Source organism: Streptomyces sp. NPDC101490 (assembly GCF_044767145.1).
GTDB lineage: Bacteria > Actinomycetota > Actinomycetes > Streptomycetales > Streptomycetaceae > Streptomyces.
On record NZ_JBIWNI010000008.1, the window covers coordinates 221,234 to 235,336 of the forward strand.

14 protein-coding genes are annotated in these 14,103 nt (G+C 73.2%); 8 read left to right on the forward strand and 6 right to left on the reverse strand.

From position 1 onward, the window contains the following. Positions 1 to 89 precede the first annotated feature (89 nt). A complete protein-coding gene (locus ACIRQY_RS18595; RefSeq protein WP_403926858.1) occupies positions 90 to 1,508 on the forward strand; it encodes a threonine/serine exporter ThrE family protein in 1,419 nt (472 codons plus the stop codon). Positions 1,509 to 1,639: 131 nt separating this feature from the next. On the opposite strand, the gene ACIRQY_RS18600 is transcribed toward ACIRQY_RS18595, so the two are convergent. Together ACIRQY_RS18600 and ACIRQY_RS18605 are read right to left on the reverse strand one after the other, a co-directional pair. Beyond that, positions 1,640 to 3,001: an Ig-like domain-containing protein gene (locus tag ACIRQY_RS18600; protein ID WP_403926860.1), complete on the reverse strand. Its 1,362-nt coding sequence runs from the start codon at positions 2,999 to 3,001 to the stop codon at positions 1,640 to 1,642. A gap of 152 nt (positions 3,002 to 3,153) precedes the next feature. Continuing rightward, the gene (locus ACIRQY_RS18605; RefSeq protein ID WP_403926863.1) at positions 3,154 to 3,639 is read right to left on the reverse strand and encodes an SRPBCC family protein; all 486 of its coding nucleotides are present in this window, start codon (positions 3,637 to 3,639) and stop codon (positions 3,154 to 3,156) included. 145 nt (positions 3,640 to 3,784) lie between these two features. Between ACIRQY_RS18605 and ACIRQY_RS18610 the strand changes: the two genes are divergently transcribed. From ACIRQY_RS18610 to ACIRQY_RS18640, 7 genes are all read left to right on the forward strand, one after another. Continuing rightward, complete coding sequence (locus ACIRQY_RS18610; protein WP_403926865.1) at positions 3,785 to 4,372, forward strand: PadR family transcriptional regulator; 588 nt, start codon at positions 3,785 to 3,787, stop codon at positions 4,370 to 4,372. Between the two features lie 161 nt (positions 4,373 to 4,533). After that, positions 4,534 to 4,983 (forward strand): peroxiredoxin, encoded by a 450-nt coding sequence (locus tag ACIRQY_RS18615; RefSeq protein WP_351788301.1) that lies wholly within the window; start codon positions 4,534 to 4,536, stop codon positions 4,981 to 4,983. Between the two features lie 123 nt (positions 4,984 to 5,106). After that, on the forward strand, positions 5,107 to 5,505 hold the full coding sequence (locus ACIRQY_RS18620) for an SHOCT domain-containing protein (RefSeq protein ID WP_351788304.1): 399 nt from the start codon (positions 5,107 to 5,109) through the stop codon (positions 5,503 to 5,505). Positions 5,506 to 5,552: 47 nt separating this feature from the next. Continuing rightward, positions 5,553 to 6,635 (forward strand): hypothetical protein, encoded by a 1,083-nt coding sequence (locus ACIRQY_RS18625; protein ID WP_403926870.1) that lies wholly within the window; start codon positions 5,553 to 5,555, stop codon positions 6,633 to 6,635. Between the two features lie 167 nt (positions 6,636 to 6,802). Further along, a complete protein-coding gene (locus ACIRQY_RS18630; RefSeq protein ID WP_403926872.1) occupies positions 6,803 to 7,246 on the forward strand; it encodes an RrF2 family transcriptional regulator in 444 nt (147 codons plus the stop codon). A gap of 84 nt (positions 7,247 to 7,330) precedes the next feature. Next, positions 7,331 to 8,512, forward strand: coding sequence for a globin domain-containing protein (locus ACIRQY_RS18635; protein ID WP_403926875.1), 1,182 nt, complete (start codon positions 7,331 to 7,333; stop codon positions 8,510 to 8,512). Between the two features lie 291 nt (positions 8,513 to 8,803). After that, a complete protein-coding gene (locus ACIRQY_RS18640) occupies positions 8,804 to 9,442 on the forward strand; it encodes a rod shape-determining protein MreC (protein ID WP_403926877.1) in 639 nt (212 codons plus the stop codon). 110 nt (positions 9,443 to 9,552) lie between these two features. On the opposite strand, the gene ACIRQY_RS18645 is transcribed toward ACIRQY_RS18640, so the two are convergent. From ACIRQY_RS18645 to ACIRQY_RS18660, 4 genes are all read right to left on the reverse strand, one after another. Beyond that, positions 9,553 to 10,302 (reverse strand): hypothetical protein, encoded by a 750-nt coding sequence (locus ACIRQY_RS18645; RefSeq protein WP_403926880.1) that lies wholly within the window; start codon positions 10,300 to 10,302, stop codon positions 9,553 to 9,555. Between the two features lie 396 nt (positions 10,303 to 10,698). Continuing rightward, positions 10,699 to 11,484 (reverse strand): polysaccharide deacetylase family protein, encoded by a 786-nt coding sequence (locus ACIRQY_RS18650; RefSeq protein ID WP_351788320.1) that lies wholly within the window; start codon positions 11,482 to 11,484, stop codon positions 10,699 to 10,701. A gap of 247 nt (positions 11,485 to 11,731) precedes the next feature. Beyond that, positions 11,732 to 12,109 (reverse strand): hypothetical protein, encoded by a 378-nt coding sequence (locus ACIRQY_RS18655; protein WP_403926882.1) that lies wholly within the window; start codon positions 12,107 to 12,109, stop codon positions 11,732 to 11,734. Between the two features lie 246 nt (positions 12,110 to 12,355). Further along, positions 12,356 to 13,903 carry an ATP-dependent DNA ligase gene (locus ACIRQY_RS18660; RefSeq protein ID WP_403926885.1) on the reverse strand — a complete coding sequence of 516 codons (1,548 nt, stop codon included), beginning with the start codon at positions 13,901 to 13,903 and terminating at the stop codon, positions 12,356 to 12,358. Positions 13,904 to 14,103: the final 200 nt, after the last annotated feature.

Sequence of the window (14,103 nt, forward strand, 5' to 3'; positions counted from 1 at the left end):
CGGGTACGACGGGCGGGTACGGGTGCGCGCCGCTGCGGCGCCGCCGGGTGCGGGGTCCTCCGCACTGCTAATTTTCCACAATGCGCTCTTTGCCCCGTTTCGATGTGCGTGGCCTCGCCCGCAGGGCCGCCACCCTGCGGCTCCTGCGGCGCGGCGGCAACACCGTCACCGTGCCGGAGGCGGAGGACGCGGGACGGGAGCGGCTGCGGGATCTGGCCGCGGTCCTGTGCGAGCTGGGCGCCGAACTGCTGCGGGCCGGGGAGCAGACCTCCGAGGTGGAACGGCTGCTGGCCGATGTGGCGGCGCGGTACGGGATGCGGGTGCGGTCCTTCGTGGTTCCCACCGGTCTGTTCGTCCGGGTCGGCGGCGGGCCCGACGGCCGGGGCGGCGAACTGGACTTCGCGCCGGTGGAGGGCCCCGATCTGAGGCTGGACCAGGTGGAGGCGCTGCAGTCGCTGGTGGCGCGGATGCGCGCCGAGGCGCTGCCGTTCGCCGAGGTGTCGCGGGGACTTCGGGAACTGCGGGAGCGTCCGGAACGGTTCAGCCCGGCGGCGACGGTCCTCGGCTATGTGCTGCTGACCGTGGGCCTGGGTTCGATGCGGCACGCGACCGTCCCGGCGGTCGCCGGATACGCGGTGCTCGGCGCGGGCGTCGGTCTGCTCCGGCTGTTCGGCGACCGGCTCCCCGCGGCCCGTACGGCGCTGCCGGTGGTCGCGGCGATCCTCGTCACGGCGGTGTCGCTGCGCTGGGCCGGTCCGCTGCTGCACGAGGCGCCCACCGTGCTGTACGTGCCGCCGCTGATCGCCTTCCTGCCGGGTGCCGCGCTGACGCTCGGCGCCATCGAACTCGCCACCGGGGCGGCCCTCTCCGGTATGGCCCGGCTGGCGGGCGCCGCCGGAGTGCTGTTCCTGCTGGCGCTCGGCATCCTGGTCGGCACCGAACTCCTGCGCCCGCACCCCTCGTCCGGTGCCATGGCGCAGCCGCTGGGCGAATGGGCGCCGTGGGTGGGGGTGCTGCTGCTCGGCTTCGGCTTCCTGCTGTACTTCTCCGCACCGCCCCGGGTGACGTTCTGGCTGCTCGGCGCCCTGCTGGTGGAGCGGTTCGTGCAGTCGGCCGCCGCCGGGTTCGCCGGGGCGGCCTTCGGCGCGTTCGCCGCCGGGATGCTGCTGCCGCCGATGGCCCGCTGGATCTCGCGCCGCTCGCACACCCCGGACCAGGTGGTCTTCCTGCCGTGCTTCTGGCTGCTCGTGCCGGGGGCGGTCGGGCTCACGAGCGTGTCGGAGATCGTCGTGGAGGGTGACACGGGCGGCGGTCTGGACAGTCTGGTGACCACCGTGATCACGGTGGCGGCCATCGCCCTGGGCGTCCTGGTGGGTGCGGGCCTCCAGCGCCGTCCCCGTGTCAGCCTCGGCGAACCGGTCCCGGCCACGGTCCCGCCGTCGGCCCCCTCACCGGAGTCGTCGCCGGACGCCCCGCAGGGAACGCGGGGGCCGACGGCGGAACTCTGAGAGGGAACTCCGAGCACGCCCCGGACCGTGACGGTCCGCGCGGAGGACCTCCGCGACCGGGCCGCTCGGCTGGCGCGGCGTGCGCGGCGAGGCCGGCTTGGGCCCGGTGACCGGTGCCTGGTCGCGCCGGGTCAGAGTGCGGGCCGGAGAACCACCGCGCCGCCCGTACGGGGTGCGGCGGAGGCCCGCTCGGGGGCGTCCGGGCCGAGGGCGCTGCCCCGCAGCCACGCGGACCAGCCGAGGTTCCAGTCGCCGAAGCCGTTGCCGAAGGGGGTCATCGGGGCCCCGTACCCGTTGACGACGCGTACCAGGTCTCCCTCGCGGACGGTGTCGTACAGCCAGGCGGCGTCCCGGGTGCTCATCCCCGTGCAGCCGTGGCTGACGTCCTCGGTGCCCTGCGCGTCGAGCGACCAGGGTGCCGCGTGCAGGTATTCGCCGCTCCAGGTCACCCGGGTGGCCCAGCGCACCTTCAGGTCGTAGGAGTCCCGGCTGCCGCGCGCGATGCCGATGGAGTCGCCGCGCATCCGGACCAGGGGTTCCTTGCCGAGGACGACCTTGGTGCCGCCCCGGGTGCGGTATCCGGCCTTCCCGGTGGTGACCGGCAGTGTACGGAGCACCCGTCCGTCGCGGAGCACGGTCATCTCATGGGCGGCGACATCGGTGACGGCCTCGATCCGGTCCCCGGTGGTGAAGGTGAGGGCACGCGACCGGCCGCCGTGCAGCCCGTCGGCGATCCTGACCCCTTCGAGACCGCCACGGACCCTCACGGTGGTGCGCGCGGGCCAGTAGTGGCGGGGCCGGTAGTGCAGGGTGCGGGGGCCGACCCAGTACCAGGAGCCCTCGACCCGGGGCTCCGTCGCGACGACGAGGGCGCGCTCGACGGTCCTGCGGGCCTCGCCGTCGTCCTCGGGGACGGGGTGGCTGAGTTCGGCGGTGACCGGCTGCCCGACCCCGTACGTACCGCCGCCGTCCGGTCCGAAGGAGGCGGTGAGCCGCTCGCCCCCGGGGGGTGCGACGGTACGGAAGTCCAGACGGGCGACCTGCCGCCGGGGTCCTTCGGCGCCGCTTCCCTCGACGACGAGCCGGGCGGCGAAGCGGTTTCCGGCGGGCAGTGGCGCGGCGCTGGTCCACCGGCTGCCGTCCGGGCTCGGGGAGCCCGCGATCCGGCGGCCCCGCCGGTCCGTGACGGTGACGTCGGCGAGCGTTCCGGGGCTGCGCAGGACGAGTTCGACGGGGCCGTCCACCCGGCGGTCGACGGTGAACGGGCGCCCGGTGAGCACCGTGGTGCCGCCGAGGACGACGGTGTGCCGGGGCGCGGAGCACCATCCGCCCGCGACGACGCAGCCGTCGAGGGAGACGACGGCGGCCGGGCGCGGGGCCGCCGGGTCCGGTGTCCCGGGCCGGTCAGGGAACTGCGCGGCCGTCCCGAGGAGTACCGCTCCGGCCACGAGCGACACCGCGCCCCAGCCCCGTACGTATCTGTGTGACGGCACGTCGGACACCTTCTCCTCCCGGACGGCGAGGCCGGCGGACGGCGCCGACCGCTGCATCACATCGGATGAGAGGAGGAAAGGATGATCAAGACGTCGGGTGTGGCGGGCGAATCACGGACGAGACGACTCGAATGGGTCAGCGGCGGCATGGGTCAGCGGGGCGGCTCGGGGAGTTCCTCGCCGGTCTCCAGCAGCGACTTGAGACTGGAGATCAGTGCGGGCCAGCCCTCGCCGATCAGCCCCTTCATCAGGCCGTCGGCCTCCAGGTCCCCGTGGGTGACCGTCAGCTTCACGGTGTCACCGGCGGGTTCGATGTCGAAGGTCACCCGTGATCTGCGCTCCTGGAGCAGCTTCCGGTGGACCTCCGGATCGAGCCGGACCGCCTGCGCCCAGGCGGGGGTGAAGGTGTGCCAGGTGTACGCGAGGAGGCGGCCGGGTTCGGCGGCGAGGACGAGCTGCTCGGGGTCGGCGGTCCGGCGTCCGCCCTCCTCCCAGACCATGGGGGCGCCGGGTGTCCACTCCGTCTCGAAGGCCACGCCCCAGTACCGGCGGGTGGACGCCGGGTCGGTGAGCGCCGTCCACAGCTCGTCCGGAGTGGTCCGGATGTAGGTGGTGTAGACGAAGGTGTCGCTGTCCATCGTGCTGCCCCTCGGGTGTGCCGTCCCCTCTCCGAGCCTAGGCAGGCGGCGGACGGACGTGCCAGCGTAGAGCGTCCGTCCGGCCCCCGGCCGAGGGGCGATCGGACCCGGGGGAAACCCTTCAACGTACTGCTAGCGTGTCCGGATGTCGCTCAAGCACGCCGTCCTCGCAGCTCTCCTGGAGGGCGAGGCCTCCGGATACGATCTGGCCAAGATCTTCGACGTGTCCGTCGCCAACTTCTGGGCCGCCACTCCGCAGCAGTTGTACCGCGAGCTCGACCGGCTCGCGGAGGCCGGTCTGATCACGGCGCGCGTGGTGCAGCAGGAACGGCGCCCCAACAAGCGGATGTTCAGCCTCACCGAACCGGGACGGCGGGACCTGGCCGCCTACACCTCCACCCCGCCGCGCCCCAGCGCGGTCCGTGACGACCTGATGGTGCAGGTGCAGTCCTGCGACGAGGGCGACACGCAGGCGGTGCGGGCGTTCGTGGCCCGGCGCATGGAGACGGCACGGGAGAAGCTGGCCCGTTACGACCGGATGCGGGAACGGATGCTGGACGGCCGGGACGAGGAACGGTATCTGGACGAGGCCGAGCGGGTGGGCCCGTACCTCACGCTCATGCGCGGCCGGTACTTCGAGGAGGAGAACCTGCGGTGGGGCGAGCGGGTGCTCGCGGTCCTGGACCGACGCGCCGCCACGGCACGGGGCACGGTGACGGCGGGCCTGGGCTGAACGGGTGATCCGGCGGGGGTCCGGGGCCCGCCCACGGGTCCGCCACGCGGCGGCGCCCTCGACAGGGTGCGGGGTGACGGTGGCTCCCGCTCTGGGGTAACGTCACCGGCCGGCCACCGGAGGCACCGGTGGCGGCCCGCACACGATCGGGGACGGCCGCTGTGAACGTCGGTGACCTGGTGGAGGACTTCACCCTTCCGGATGAGACGGGCACCCCCCGTTCCCTGACCGAACTGCTCGCCGAGGGGCCGGTCGTCCTCTTCTTCTATCCGGCGGCCATGACCCCGGGATGCACGGCCGAGGCCTGCCACTTTCGTGATCTCGCCGCCGAGTTCCGGGCCGCCGGTGCGCTGCCCGTCGGGATCAGCTCGGACGGCGTGGGACGGCAGCGGGAGTTCGCGGAGCGGCACTCGCTCGGATATCCGCTGCTCTCCGACCCGGACGGAAGCGTGCGCGACCGGTTCGGCGTCACCCGCGGTTTCTCCCTCGCGCCGACGAAGCGGGTCACGTTCGTGATCGGCCGGGACCGGCGGGTGCGGGAGGTCGTGCGCAGCGAGCTGCGCATGAGCGCGCACGCCGACCGCGCCCTGGCCGCGCTGCGCGCCTCGTGACGGGGCACGTCCTCCGGCTGCCCGCCACCGGGGCGGCCACGACGTGCGGGGGCGCCGTCGGCGGGTGAGACTCGGTTCAACGCGTGGCCCCTCCCGGCCGTCGCGGGAACGGAGCGTGCAGGAATGGACGACTACCCTCTCCTCAACCTGTTCTGGACCATGCTGTGGTTCTTCCTCTGGATCATGTGGCTGTTCCTGCTGTTCAAGGTGATCACGGACATCTTCCGGGACCACTCGCTCAACGGCTGGGCCAAGGCCGGCTGGCTGATCCTCTGCATCGTCCTCCCGTACATCGGCGTGCTCATCTACGTGATCGCCCGGGGCCGGAGCATGGGCGAGCGTGACGCCAAGCAGGCCAAGGACACCGAGGCCAGGTTCCAGGACTACATCCGCAAGACGGCGGGGACCCAGGGCGGCGCCCCCAGCCCCACCGACGAGCTGGCACGGCTCGCCGAGCTGAAGGACAAGGGCGCGATCACGCCCGAGGAGTACGAGAAGGCGAAGGCCAAGGTCCTGGCCTGAGCACCTCCGGACGGCCCGGCGGGGCCCGGAAGGAAGCGCACACGACGGTGCGGAAGAGGGCGCGGGCGGCACCGGCCGCCGGGCTCGCGGGCTCCCTGTTCGGGGAGATCCGCGCACGGCCCGGCAGGCTCCCGGAGTCGCTCGCGTCCTTCGCGCTGCGCCGTCTGGGCCCGGGGGCGGGAGCCACCGTCGACCGGCTCCGCAGCGCCCGCCCCGGCGCCGACGACGCGGCCCTGCGCGCCCTGGTCGTCGCCCGGGGGCGCCGCGCGGTGGCGACGGAGGGGGCCTTCGTCGGCGGGCCCTTCCTGCTCTTCGTGCCGTTCGCCTTCTGCGGCGCGCTCCTCAGCCAGGCGCGCACGGTGCTGGAACTCGCCGCCGTCGAGGGGCGGGACCCCACGGACCCGGAACGGGCGGCGGAGCTCCTCGTCCTGCAAGGCGTGTACGAGGACCTGCCGGCCGCACGGGCCTCGCTGGCGGCGCTCCTGGAGGAGAACGGGCCAGGAGCTCCGGAAGCCGTGGCGGAGAACGGGACAGCGGCTTCGCAGGCCGTGGAGGAGGATGCGGGAGGCACGGACCGCGAGGCGGTGGAGGGGGGCGGTGCCGCCGTACGCGGGGGCGCCACCGGGCCGGGCCGGGTGGCGGTGCTCTTCGACCTGGTCATGCGGATGGCGCGGCTCCTCGGACTGCTCACCCCGGACGCGGGCGGCGGACCGCTCGCCCGGCTCGGCCACTGGGCGCTGGTCGGCGTGGTGTTCCTGGCCGGGCTGGTCGCGCCGCTGGTGTGGCTGCCGTACATGGCCGTCTCGTATCTGCGGGCCACCCGTCGGCTCATGGACCGGGCCACCGTCTTCTACGTCGGCGACCGCGATCTGCGCGCCCCGCGCGGCCTCCGGATGGATCCGGCCGTCGCCCTGGCGGCTCTGCGCGCGGCCGGATCACTGCTGCTGCCGGCTTTCGGGCTGTTCGTGGTCGTCGCCTCGGACACCAGGATCGCCGACGGGCGCTGGCCGGTCGCCGGGATCGTCCTCACCAGCAGTTGTCTGCTGACCGGAGGCTGGTGGCAGTGGCGGCGGCATCGACGGCGTGGGGAGAGGGCCGCCCGACCGGCCGGGAACACCGGGCCCACGTGACGAGGTGAAGGGGCGGACCGACCACGACGGCGGGACGGGACGCCCTCCAACCGACCGCGACGGCTGGACGGGACGTCCTCCACTCGACCATGACGGCTGGACGAGACGTCCTCCACTCGACACCCCCTTAATACGCATCCCCCATACCGCTTTGATACGGTCACGGCGTGAGGCTGACGAAGTTCACCGACCTGGCGCTGCGTGCCGTGATGCGCCTGGCGGTCACCGCTCCCGAGGAATCCGTCACCACCCGCGAGGTGGCGGACTCGATGGAGGTGCCCTACGCGCACATGGCCAAGGTGGTGACCCGGCTCCAGCACCTCGGCGTGATCGAGGCGCGACGGGGCAGGGGTGGCGGCCTGGCCCTCACTGAACGCGGCAGGCACGCCTCGGTGGGCTGGCTGACCCGCACCCTGGAGGGCGAGGAGGAGGTCGTCGCCTGCGAGGGCGACCCACCGTGCCCGCTGCGGTCCGGATGCAGACTACGGGCCACCCTGCGCCAGGCGCAGGAGGCGTTCTACCGGGTGCTCGACCCGGTGACCGTGGCGGAACTGGTGGAATCCCCGACCGGCCCCCTGCTGCTCTCGCTCGGCCCGCGCCCCACCGACTGAGCCCCCCCTTCCTGGGCGCCGCGTCCGGCGGCGCCTCACACCCACCTTTAAATAGGTAGATCATCTACCAGATATGGAGTCGTCATGCTGTCCGAGCAGGCCGTCCCGGTCGTCCGCGCCACCCTGCCCGCCGTCGGAGGCGCGCTCGACCAGATCACCGAACGGTTCTACGGCCGCCTCTTCGCCGCCCACCCCGGGCTGCTGCGGGACCTGTTCAACCGCGGCAACCAGGCCAGCGGCGACCAGCGGAAGGCCCTCGCCGGATCCATAGCCGCGTTCGCCTCCGCCCTCCTGGAGCAGCCGGACGCCCGGCCCGACGCCATGCTGTCCCGGATCGCCCACAAGCACGCCTCGCTCGGCGTCACGTCCGAGCAGTACAAGGTCGTGCACGAGCACCTCTTCGCCGCCATCGTGGAAGTCCTCGGCGAGGCGGTGACCCCGGAGGTCGCCCGCGCCTGGGACGAGGTGTACTGGCTGATGGCGAACGCCCTGATCGCCGTCGAGTCCCGGCTCTACCAGGAAGCGGGGGTCGCCGAGGGCGAGGTCTGGCGCCCGATGGAGATCGCCGAACGGCACGAGGAGACACCGGACACGGTCTCCTTCGTCCTGCGGCACCCCGACGGATCCCCCACGGCCGCCTTCCGCCCGGGCCAGTACGTCAGCGTCCAGGTCGCCCTGCCCGACGGCGCCCGGCAGATCCGCCAGTACAGCCTGTCCGCCGCCCCCGGTCACCCCCGGTGGCGGATCACGGTGAAGCGCGTCGACGGCGACCCGGCGGGCGAGGTCTCCTCCTGGCTGCACGCCCACGCCCGGACCGGGGACCTCGTGGACGTGTCCGCCCCGTTCGGCGATCTGGTCCTGCCCGAGGGCGACACCCCGCTGCTGCTGGCCTCGGCGGGCATCGGCAGCACCCCGATGCTGGCCATGCTCGACCACCTCGCGGCCGACAGCTCGTCCCGTCCCGTCGTGGTCGTCCACGCCGACCGCTCGCCGGGATCGCACGCGCACGCCGCGGAACTGCGCCGACTCGTGGACGCCCTGCCGCAGGGCACGCTCCACCTCTGGTACGAGGAGCCGGGCGACTCCGGTGCCCTGCCGGGACGCGCGGACGTCACCGCGCTGGACCTGCCGACGGGCACGACCGCGTACCTCTGCGGCCCGCTCCCCTTCCTCCGGACGATCCGGGCGGATCTCCTCGGGCGCGGCACGTCCGCCGCCGACATCCACTACGAGGTGTTCGGCCCCGACCTGTGGCTGGGCGCCTGAGCCCTCACCGACACTCCCCTACGAATCCTTCGATCCACAAGCATCATGGCGCTTCCACCACGGATACTGCATAGTGAAGCCCCATATCGGCCTCGTAATCAGCGAGTCCGCAAGGGACGGACGGAAGCGACGCACGTGATGGGATCGTTCGGTTCAGCAGACGGCGCCCCGGGCGCGAGGCGTCCGGTGCGCGGGATCGCCCTGGACATCGGCAGCGCGAGGACCCGTGCGTGGGCGCCGGGCGCGGGTGTCTTCGCGGATGTCCCGAGCGGTCCGGTCCGAGGCGGGCACATGACCGAGTCCGGCTCCCGGCTCGCCCTGCTGCGCCGTCTCACCGCGACCGCTCCGGGCGACGAGGGGCACGACACCGTCGTGATGCTGACCCATCCCGTGCTCGCCGCCCCCGAGGAACGGGCGGCGGCCCGGCGCCTGGTGGACGCCCTGGGGCCGACACGGATCATCGCCGTGGACAGCGCGCGAGCCGCCGCGGCCTACGCGGCTCCGGCGGGCGGCGGCCCGCTCCTGGTGATCGACCTCGGCGCACGGCTGACCGAGGTGACGCTCGTCGTGGACGGTCTCGTCCAGGACGCGCGGCTCGCCGAGGTGGGGGTGGACGACCCGCCCGAGTCGGGCGGCGCACCGGTCGGGACGGCCCGGTCCTCTGCGGACTCGGTGGCGGGTACGGCGGCGGACATGGTGAGCGATCTGTGGCGGCGGGACCGCACCGGCGCGGTCAGGGGCGCACTGCGCCGGGGCGTCCTGGTGACCGGCGGCGGGGCCCTGTCGCTGGACGTGACCGGGCGTCTGGCGCACCTGCTGCGGGCCCGTCTCCGTCTCGTGAACGATCCGCAGACCAGTGTGGTCCGGGGCGCGGGCCTGATGCTGACCTCCGCCCTGCGTCACCCGACGGCGGCGCTTCCCCGTACCTGAGGGCCGTGGGCCGCGCCGACGGCCGAGCCGCCGCCTTCCCGGAACACGGCGGGTCGTCGGCGCCGCCATCATGACCGCCGCCCCCTTGCGGAACGGCCCGGGGGGGTGCGTCACGGATGGCTCGTGGCCTTCTCCGGGAGGGTGGCAGGTCCTTGCGGTTCGGCCGCTCTTCGCAGCGCGCGGGCGCGCAGTTCCCGGTAGGTGGCGGGTTCGCCGTGCCGCAGGGCGCGGACCGTACCGGGCCGGACGGCTTCGAGCCGGGCACGGACGGCTGCGAGTGCCGCATCGGGGTCGCATCGGGCGATGTCGGCCGGACCGGGGCGGCCGGAGTACGGCCCCCCGAGTTCCGGACGGTCGAAGTACGGCCGGTCGAAGTACGGACGCTCGGACGGTGGCGCGCAGTCGGCCCGGCGCACGAGGGCCTCCCGGGCAGCGGGGCCGCTGCTCGTCCGGGACCGCGCGTCGGCCTGGAGTCCGCCGACGGGGACTCCGGCGAGGAACGGGCCGTGCCGGTCACCGTGGAGCCCGCCGCGAGCGGCGGTGAGGCAGCCGCCCCGGGAGACGGTGAGGGTGGTGGCCGTGAGGGAGACTCCCCCGGGAGCGATGCCGAAGGACTCCGCCCGCAGCGTGCGGTTCACGTCGGGGGCGCGGGGCCTGGCCGTGAGGGCGAGGACCCGGTCGTCCGGGCACTCCACGACGAGCCGGGGCTCGGCGGCTGCGAACCGCGTGTCCTGAGCCGCACGGCCCGAGGTCACGGAGCTGTCGGGCACGACGGTGGTACAGCCGGAGAGCATCAGCGCACCGGCTGCGGCGAGGAGGGTGAGGCGGATGCGCGAGGTGCGCGAGGTCGCTCGGATCATGGTGTCCCCCTGCGATCGTCCCTGTTCGGAGCGGTGAGCGGGGATCGCACTTCCCCCGCTCGGGATGATCGGTGCCCGGGCACGGGGCCACCATGCGGGTCCTCACTCGAACGGGTCGGATCCGCCGGAGCACGCGCCTCTCGGGCGCCGTCGGCGCACCCTCCGGCGCCCCTCACGGGAGGGCGGCAGTCCGGGAACGACAGAGCCCCGGCTGGACGGGGGATTCCAACCGGGGCCGATCTGCCGTGACGGGAAGAGCGGTCGCCTCTGGGGGGGAACCTGGGGACCGGACCCCTTCGCCGTCACATAACTGACAACGGTCGGCCTTTCCCCAATGTTCCGAGAATGCCCGTGTGGGCGGTGTGAGTCACCTCACCCGGTTTTCGACGGTTCTCGTCAGTCCTTCTCGGGGCGGTAGACCGCGCCCGGCTCCGCCTTGCCGGGGGCGAGCAGTTCCGACACCGTCACGAAGGTGAAGCCGCGCCGCTTCAGCTCGTCGATGATCGAGGGAACGGCGGGCACCGTACCGTCGTAGATGTCGTGGAGCAGGATGATGCCGTCGCCGTGTGCCTGTTCGAGCACGCGCTGGCGGATGAGGGCGGAATCGTTGGTCGAGTAGTCCTTGGCCGTGATGCTCCACAGGATCTGGGCCAGTCCGAGCTCCTTGCTGACCTCGGAGACCGTGTCGTCGGTACGGCCCTGCGGCGGGCGCATCAGCGTGGGCTTGCGCCCGGTGATCTTCTCCACGGCGTCCTGGGTCCTGGACAGCTCCTCACGAATCTCCGAGGCGTCGAGGTCGGTCAGGATCCGGTGGGTCCAGGTGTGGTTGGCGACCTCGTGCCCCTCGTCGGCGATGCGCTTGACCACCTTGGGATAGCGGTCGACGTGCTTGCTTCCGAGGAGGAAGAAGGTCGCCGGGACCTTCTCCTCCTTGAGGACGTCGAGCAGCCGGGGCGTGTCCTTGCCCGGACCCGCGTCGAAGGTCAGTGCTATGCACTTGACCTTGTCGCAGTCGACCCGGCGTGAAGGAGCGGCCTTCTTCGCGTCCGCGCCCGCCTCGCCCCGGGCGTCCTGCGGGGTGACGGTGTCCATTCCGCAGCCGCCGAGCGTCAGCGCCAGAGACGCGGTGGCGAGCAGCGCGGCGACCGCGCCCTTGTGTCGGCCCAGCTTGGATCGGAACATATCGGAACCCGCTTCCCCTGTGGTGTCTTCGGTGCAGCCGGAAACCGCCAGGTCAGGACGGTTCGCACGACCGGTCAAGCACTCTACACATGGTGTATACCGAGAAGGGCCACCGGGGTCGCGTGGCAGGCGCGAGCGGCTCGCCCGCCGGTCCGCGCGGCACCCGGGCGTCCGTGTTCTCTCCGTGCCCCGCCACGAGGACGTGATCCTTTCCGCACCCCCGCCACGGGGAACCGGAGGGCCGCTCTCAACGAGACGCGAGAAGCAGACGGGCCTCGGTCTCCTGGTCACCGGAGACCGATTGCATCGACCGGACGTCGAAAGCCACGGCCAGGGTCTTCTCGACCGCGTCGACGGCGTGGTATCCGCCGGTGAGGGTGACGCCGACCGGCGCCGTCAACGAGGCGGGCGCCGTCTCCCGGCGCCCGCCACCCGCCGTGTCGAAAGTGGCCGTCCAGACGGTGACCGCGGGCCCTGGAGCCGACTGCGGGCCCGGAACCGTCATGTCCTCCCGCTGATAGACGCCGTCGAGCACGTCGAAGACGGCCTGGGCGTCCTCCCGGCAGCAGTCACTGAGCTGCACGGTGACATCGGTGTCGATGTGCAAGTCGTACACGTCGCTCATCTCCTCGCGGCCCGCCGGTCGCACGGTGACCCGTCCTGCCCATCGTGCCGACCGCTCCTCCTGGCACGTCTCCAGCATCCCTCGTGCGTCTCCCGCCCGCGAGGCCCGTCGCCCCACCCCTCCGTCAGGTGGTCCGCGGTCTTCCGGGCCACGAGGGCCGCGGGCCACCCCGCATGCCTCTCCCCCCGGCAGCACTCCTCTCCACCGTGCTCCTCCCCTCGGCCCGGTGAAGTGCGACGGTTCGGCTCAGTGCGGTCCGACGACGTCCTCGATCGTGTCGGCCTCGGCGGCGGGTTTGTCGGGCCGGTGTCGTACGACCCGGGCGAACCGGAGGGTCACGCCCGCCGGGTAGCGCGAAGAGACCTGGAGCCCGTCGTAGGCGATCTCGACGACGAATTCGGGCCGGACCCGCACGGTGAATCCGTCGTCCTCCACCGCCAGTTCACCGAGCCGCTCCGTCTGGCGGCGCAGCATCTCGTCGGTGAGCCCCTTGAAGGTCTTGCCGAGCATCACGAAGCCGCCGTCCGCGGTGCGGGCCCCGAGGTGCAGGTTGGACAGCATCCCGGTCCTGCGCCCGTGTCCCCACTCGGCGGCGAGGACGACGAGGTCGAGCGTGTGGACGGGCTTCACCTTGAGCCAGGTGCGCCCTCTGCGCCCGGCGACGTAGGGGGCGTCCAGGGCCTTCACGAGGACGCCCTCGTGCCCCCGCGCCAGAGTGTCGGTGAAGAACCGCTCGGCGGCCTCGACCTGCGCCGGGTCGTCCGGATCGGTGACCAGGAGGCGCCCCACGCGTTGGGAGGCGGGCAGGAGCCGGGCCAGCACCGCGTGCCGTTCCCTCCCCGGCTGGTCGATCAGCTCCTCGCCGTCGGCCGCGAGGACGTCGAAGAAGACCGGTGTCAGCGGCAGTGCGGCACGCGCACCGGCGACGTCGGTGCGGGAACCGACCCGGCCCGCGATCGACTGGAACGCGGCGGGACGCCCCGTACCGGGATCGACGGCGATCACCTCACCGTCCAGGACGAACGCGTCGGCGGCCACCGCACGGGCCGTCGCCACCACCTCAGGCAGCCGATCGGTGATGTCGTCGAGGGAACGGGTGTGGACGCGGACCTCATCACCGAGCCGGTGGACCTGGACGCGGATGCCGTCGAGCTTCTCCTCGACCGCGCAGGGGCCGACCAGCCCGATCGCCTCGGTGACCGAGGCCGCGGTGTGCGCCAGCATGGGCTGCACCGGGGTGCCGACCCGCAGGGTGAACCGGTCGAGCGCGGAGACCCCCTCGGTGAGAACGGCCCGCGCCACCGGTGGCAGCGACCCTTCGAGCATCACGGCGCGCCGCAGCTCGGCGGCGGGAACACCCGACGCCCGCGCGACACCCTCCAGCGCCACCGCGTCCAGAGCCCCCTGCCGTACCTCCCCGGCCAGGAGCCGCAGCAGCAGCTCCTGTTCGTCGTGGGTGGCGGTGGCGAACAGGCCCCGCACCAGTTCCGACCGCCGCGCGCGGGCCCCCGCCCCCGAGACACCGGCCAGCTCCGTCATCGTCGCGTCCACCCGCCCCAACGTCAGCTCCGGCCGCTCGACGGGCGGGACAGCGGGAGGCACGACCTCCTGAAGAACGCTCCACCCGACCCCGATCCTCCCCTGCGGCAGCCGACCCGACAGATAGGCGATGACCAGGGGGCTCTCCTCAGGCTCGGCCTCCACGAACAACTCGGCGAGCAACTCGGTCTTGCGCGAGCGCGCGAGCGCGGCGGCGACCTCCCTGGACACCTCCGCGAGACGGGCGAACATCATGCCCCCATCGTCCCCACAACCTCGGCCCTCCCGCGCGGCGACGCGAGATCCGGCACGGGCCCCTCCCCCTCCCCCTCCTCCCCCTCCCTCCTCCCTCCCTCCTCCCTGACTCCCACGGACAACCGCAGCTCGCCCGCACCCCACGGCAGCGCGGCAGCGGCAGCACGGCAGCGGCATCGCGGCAGCGGCATCGCGGAGGA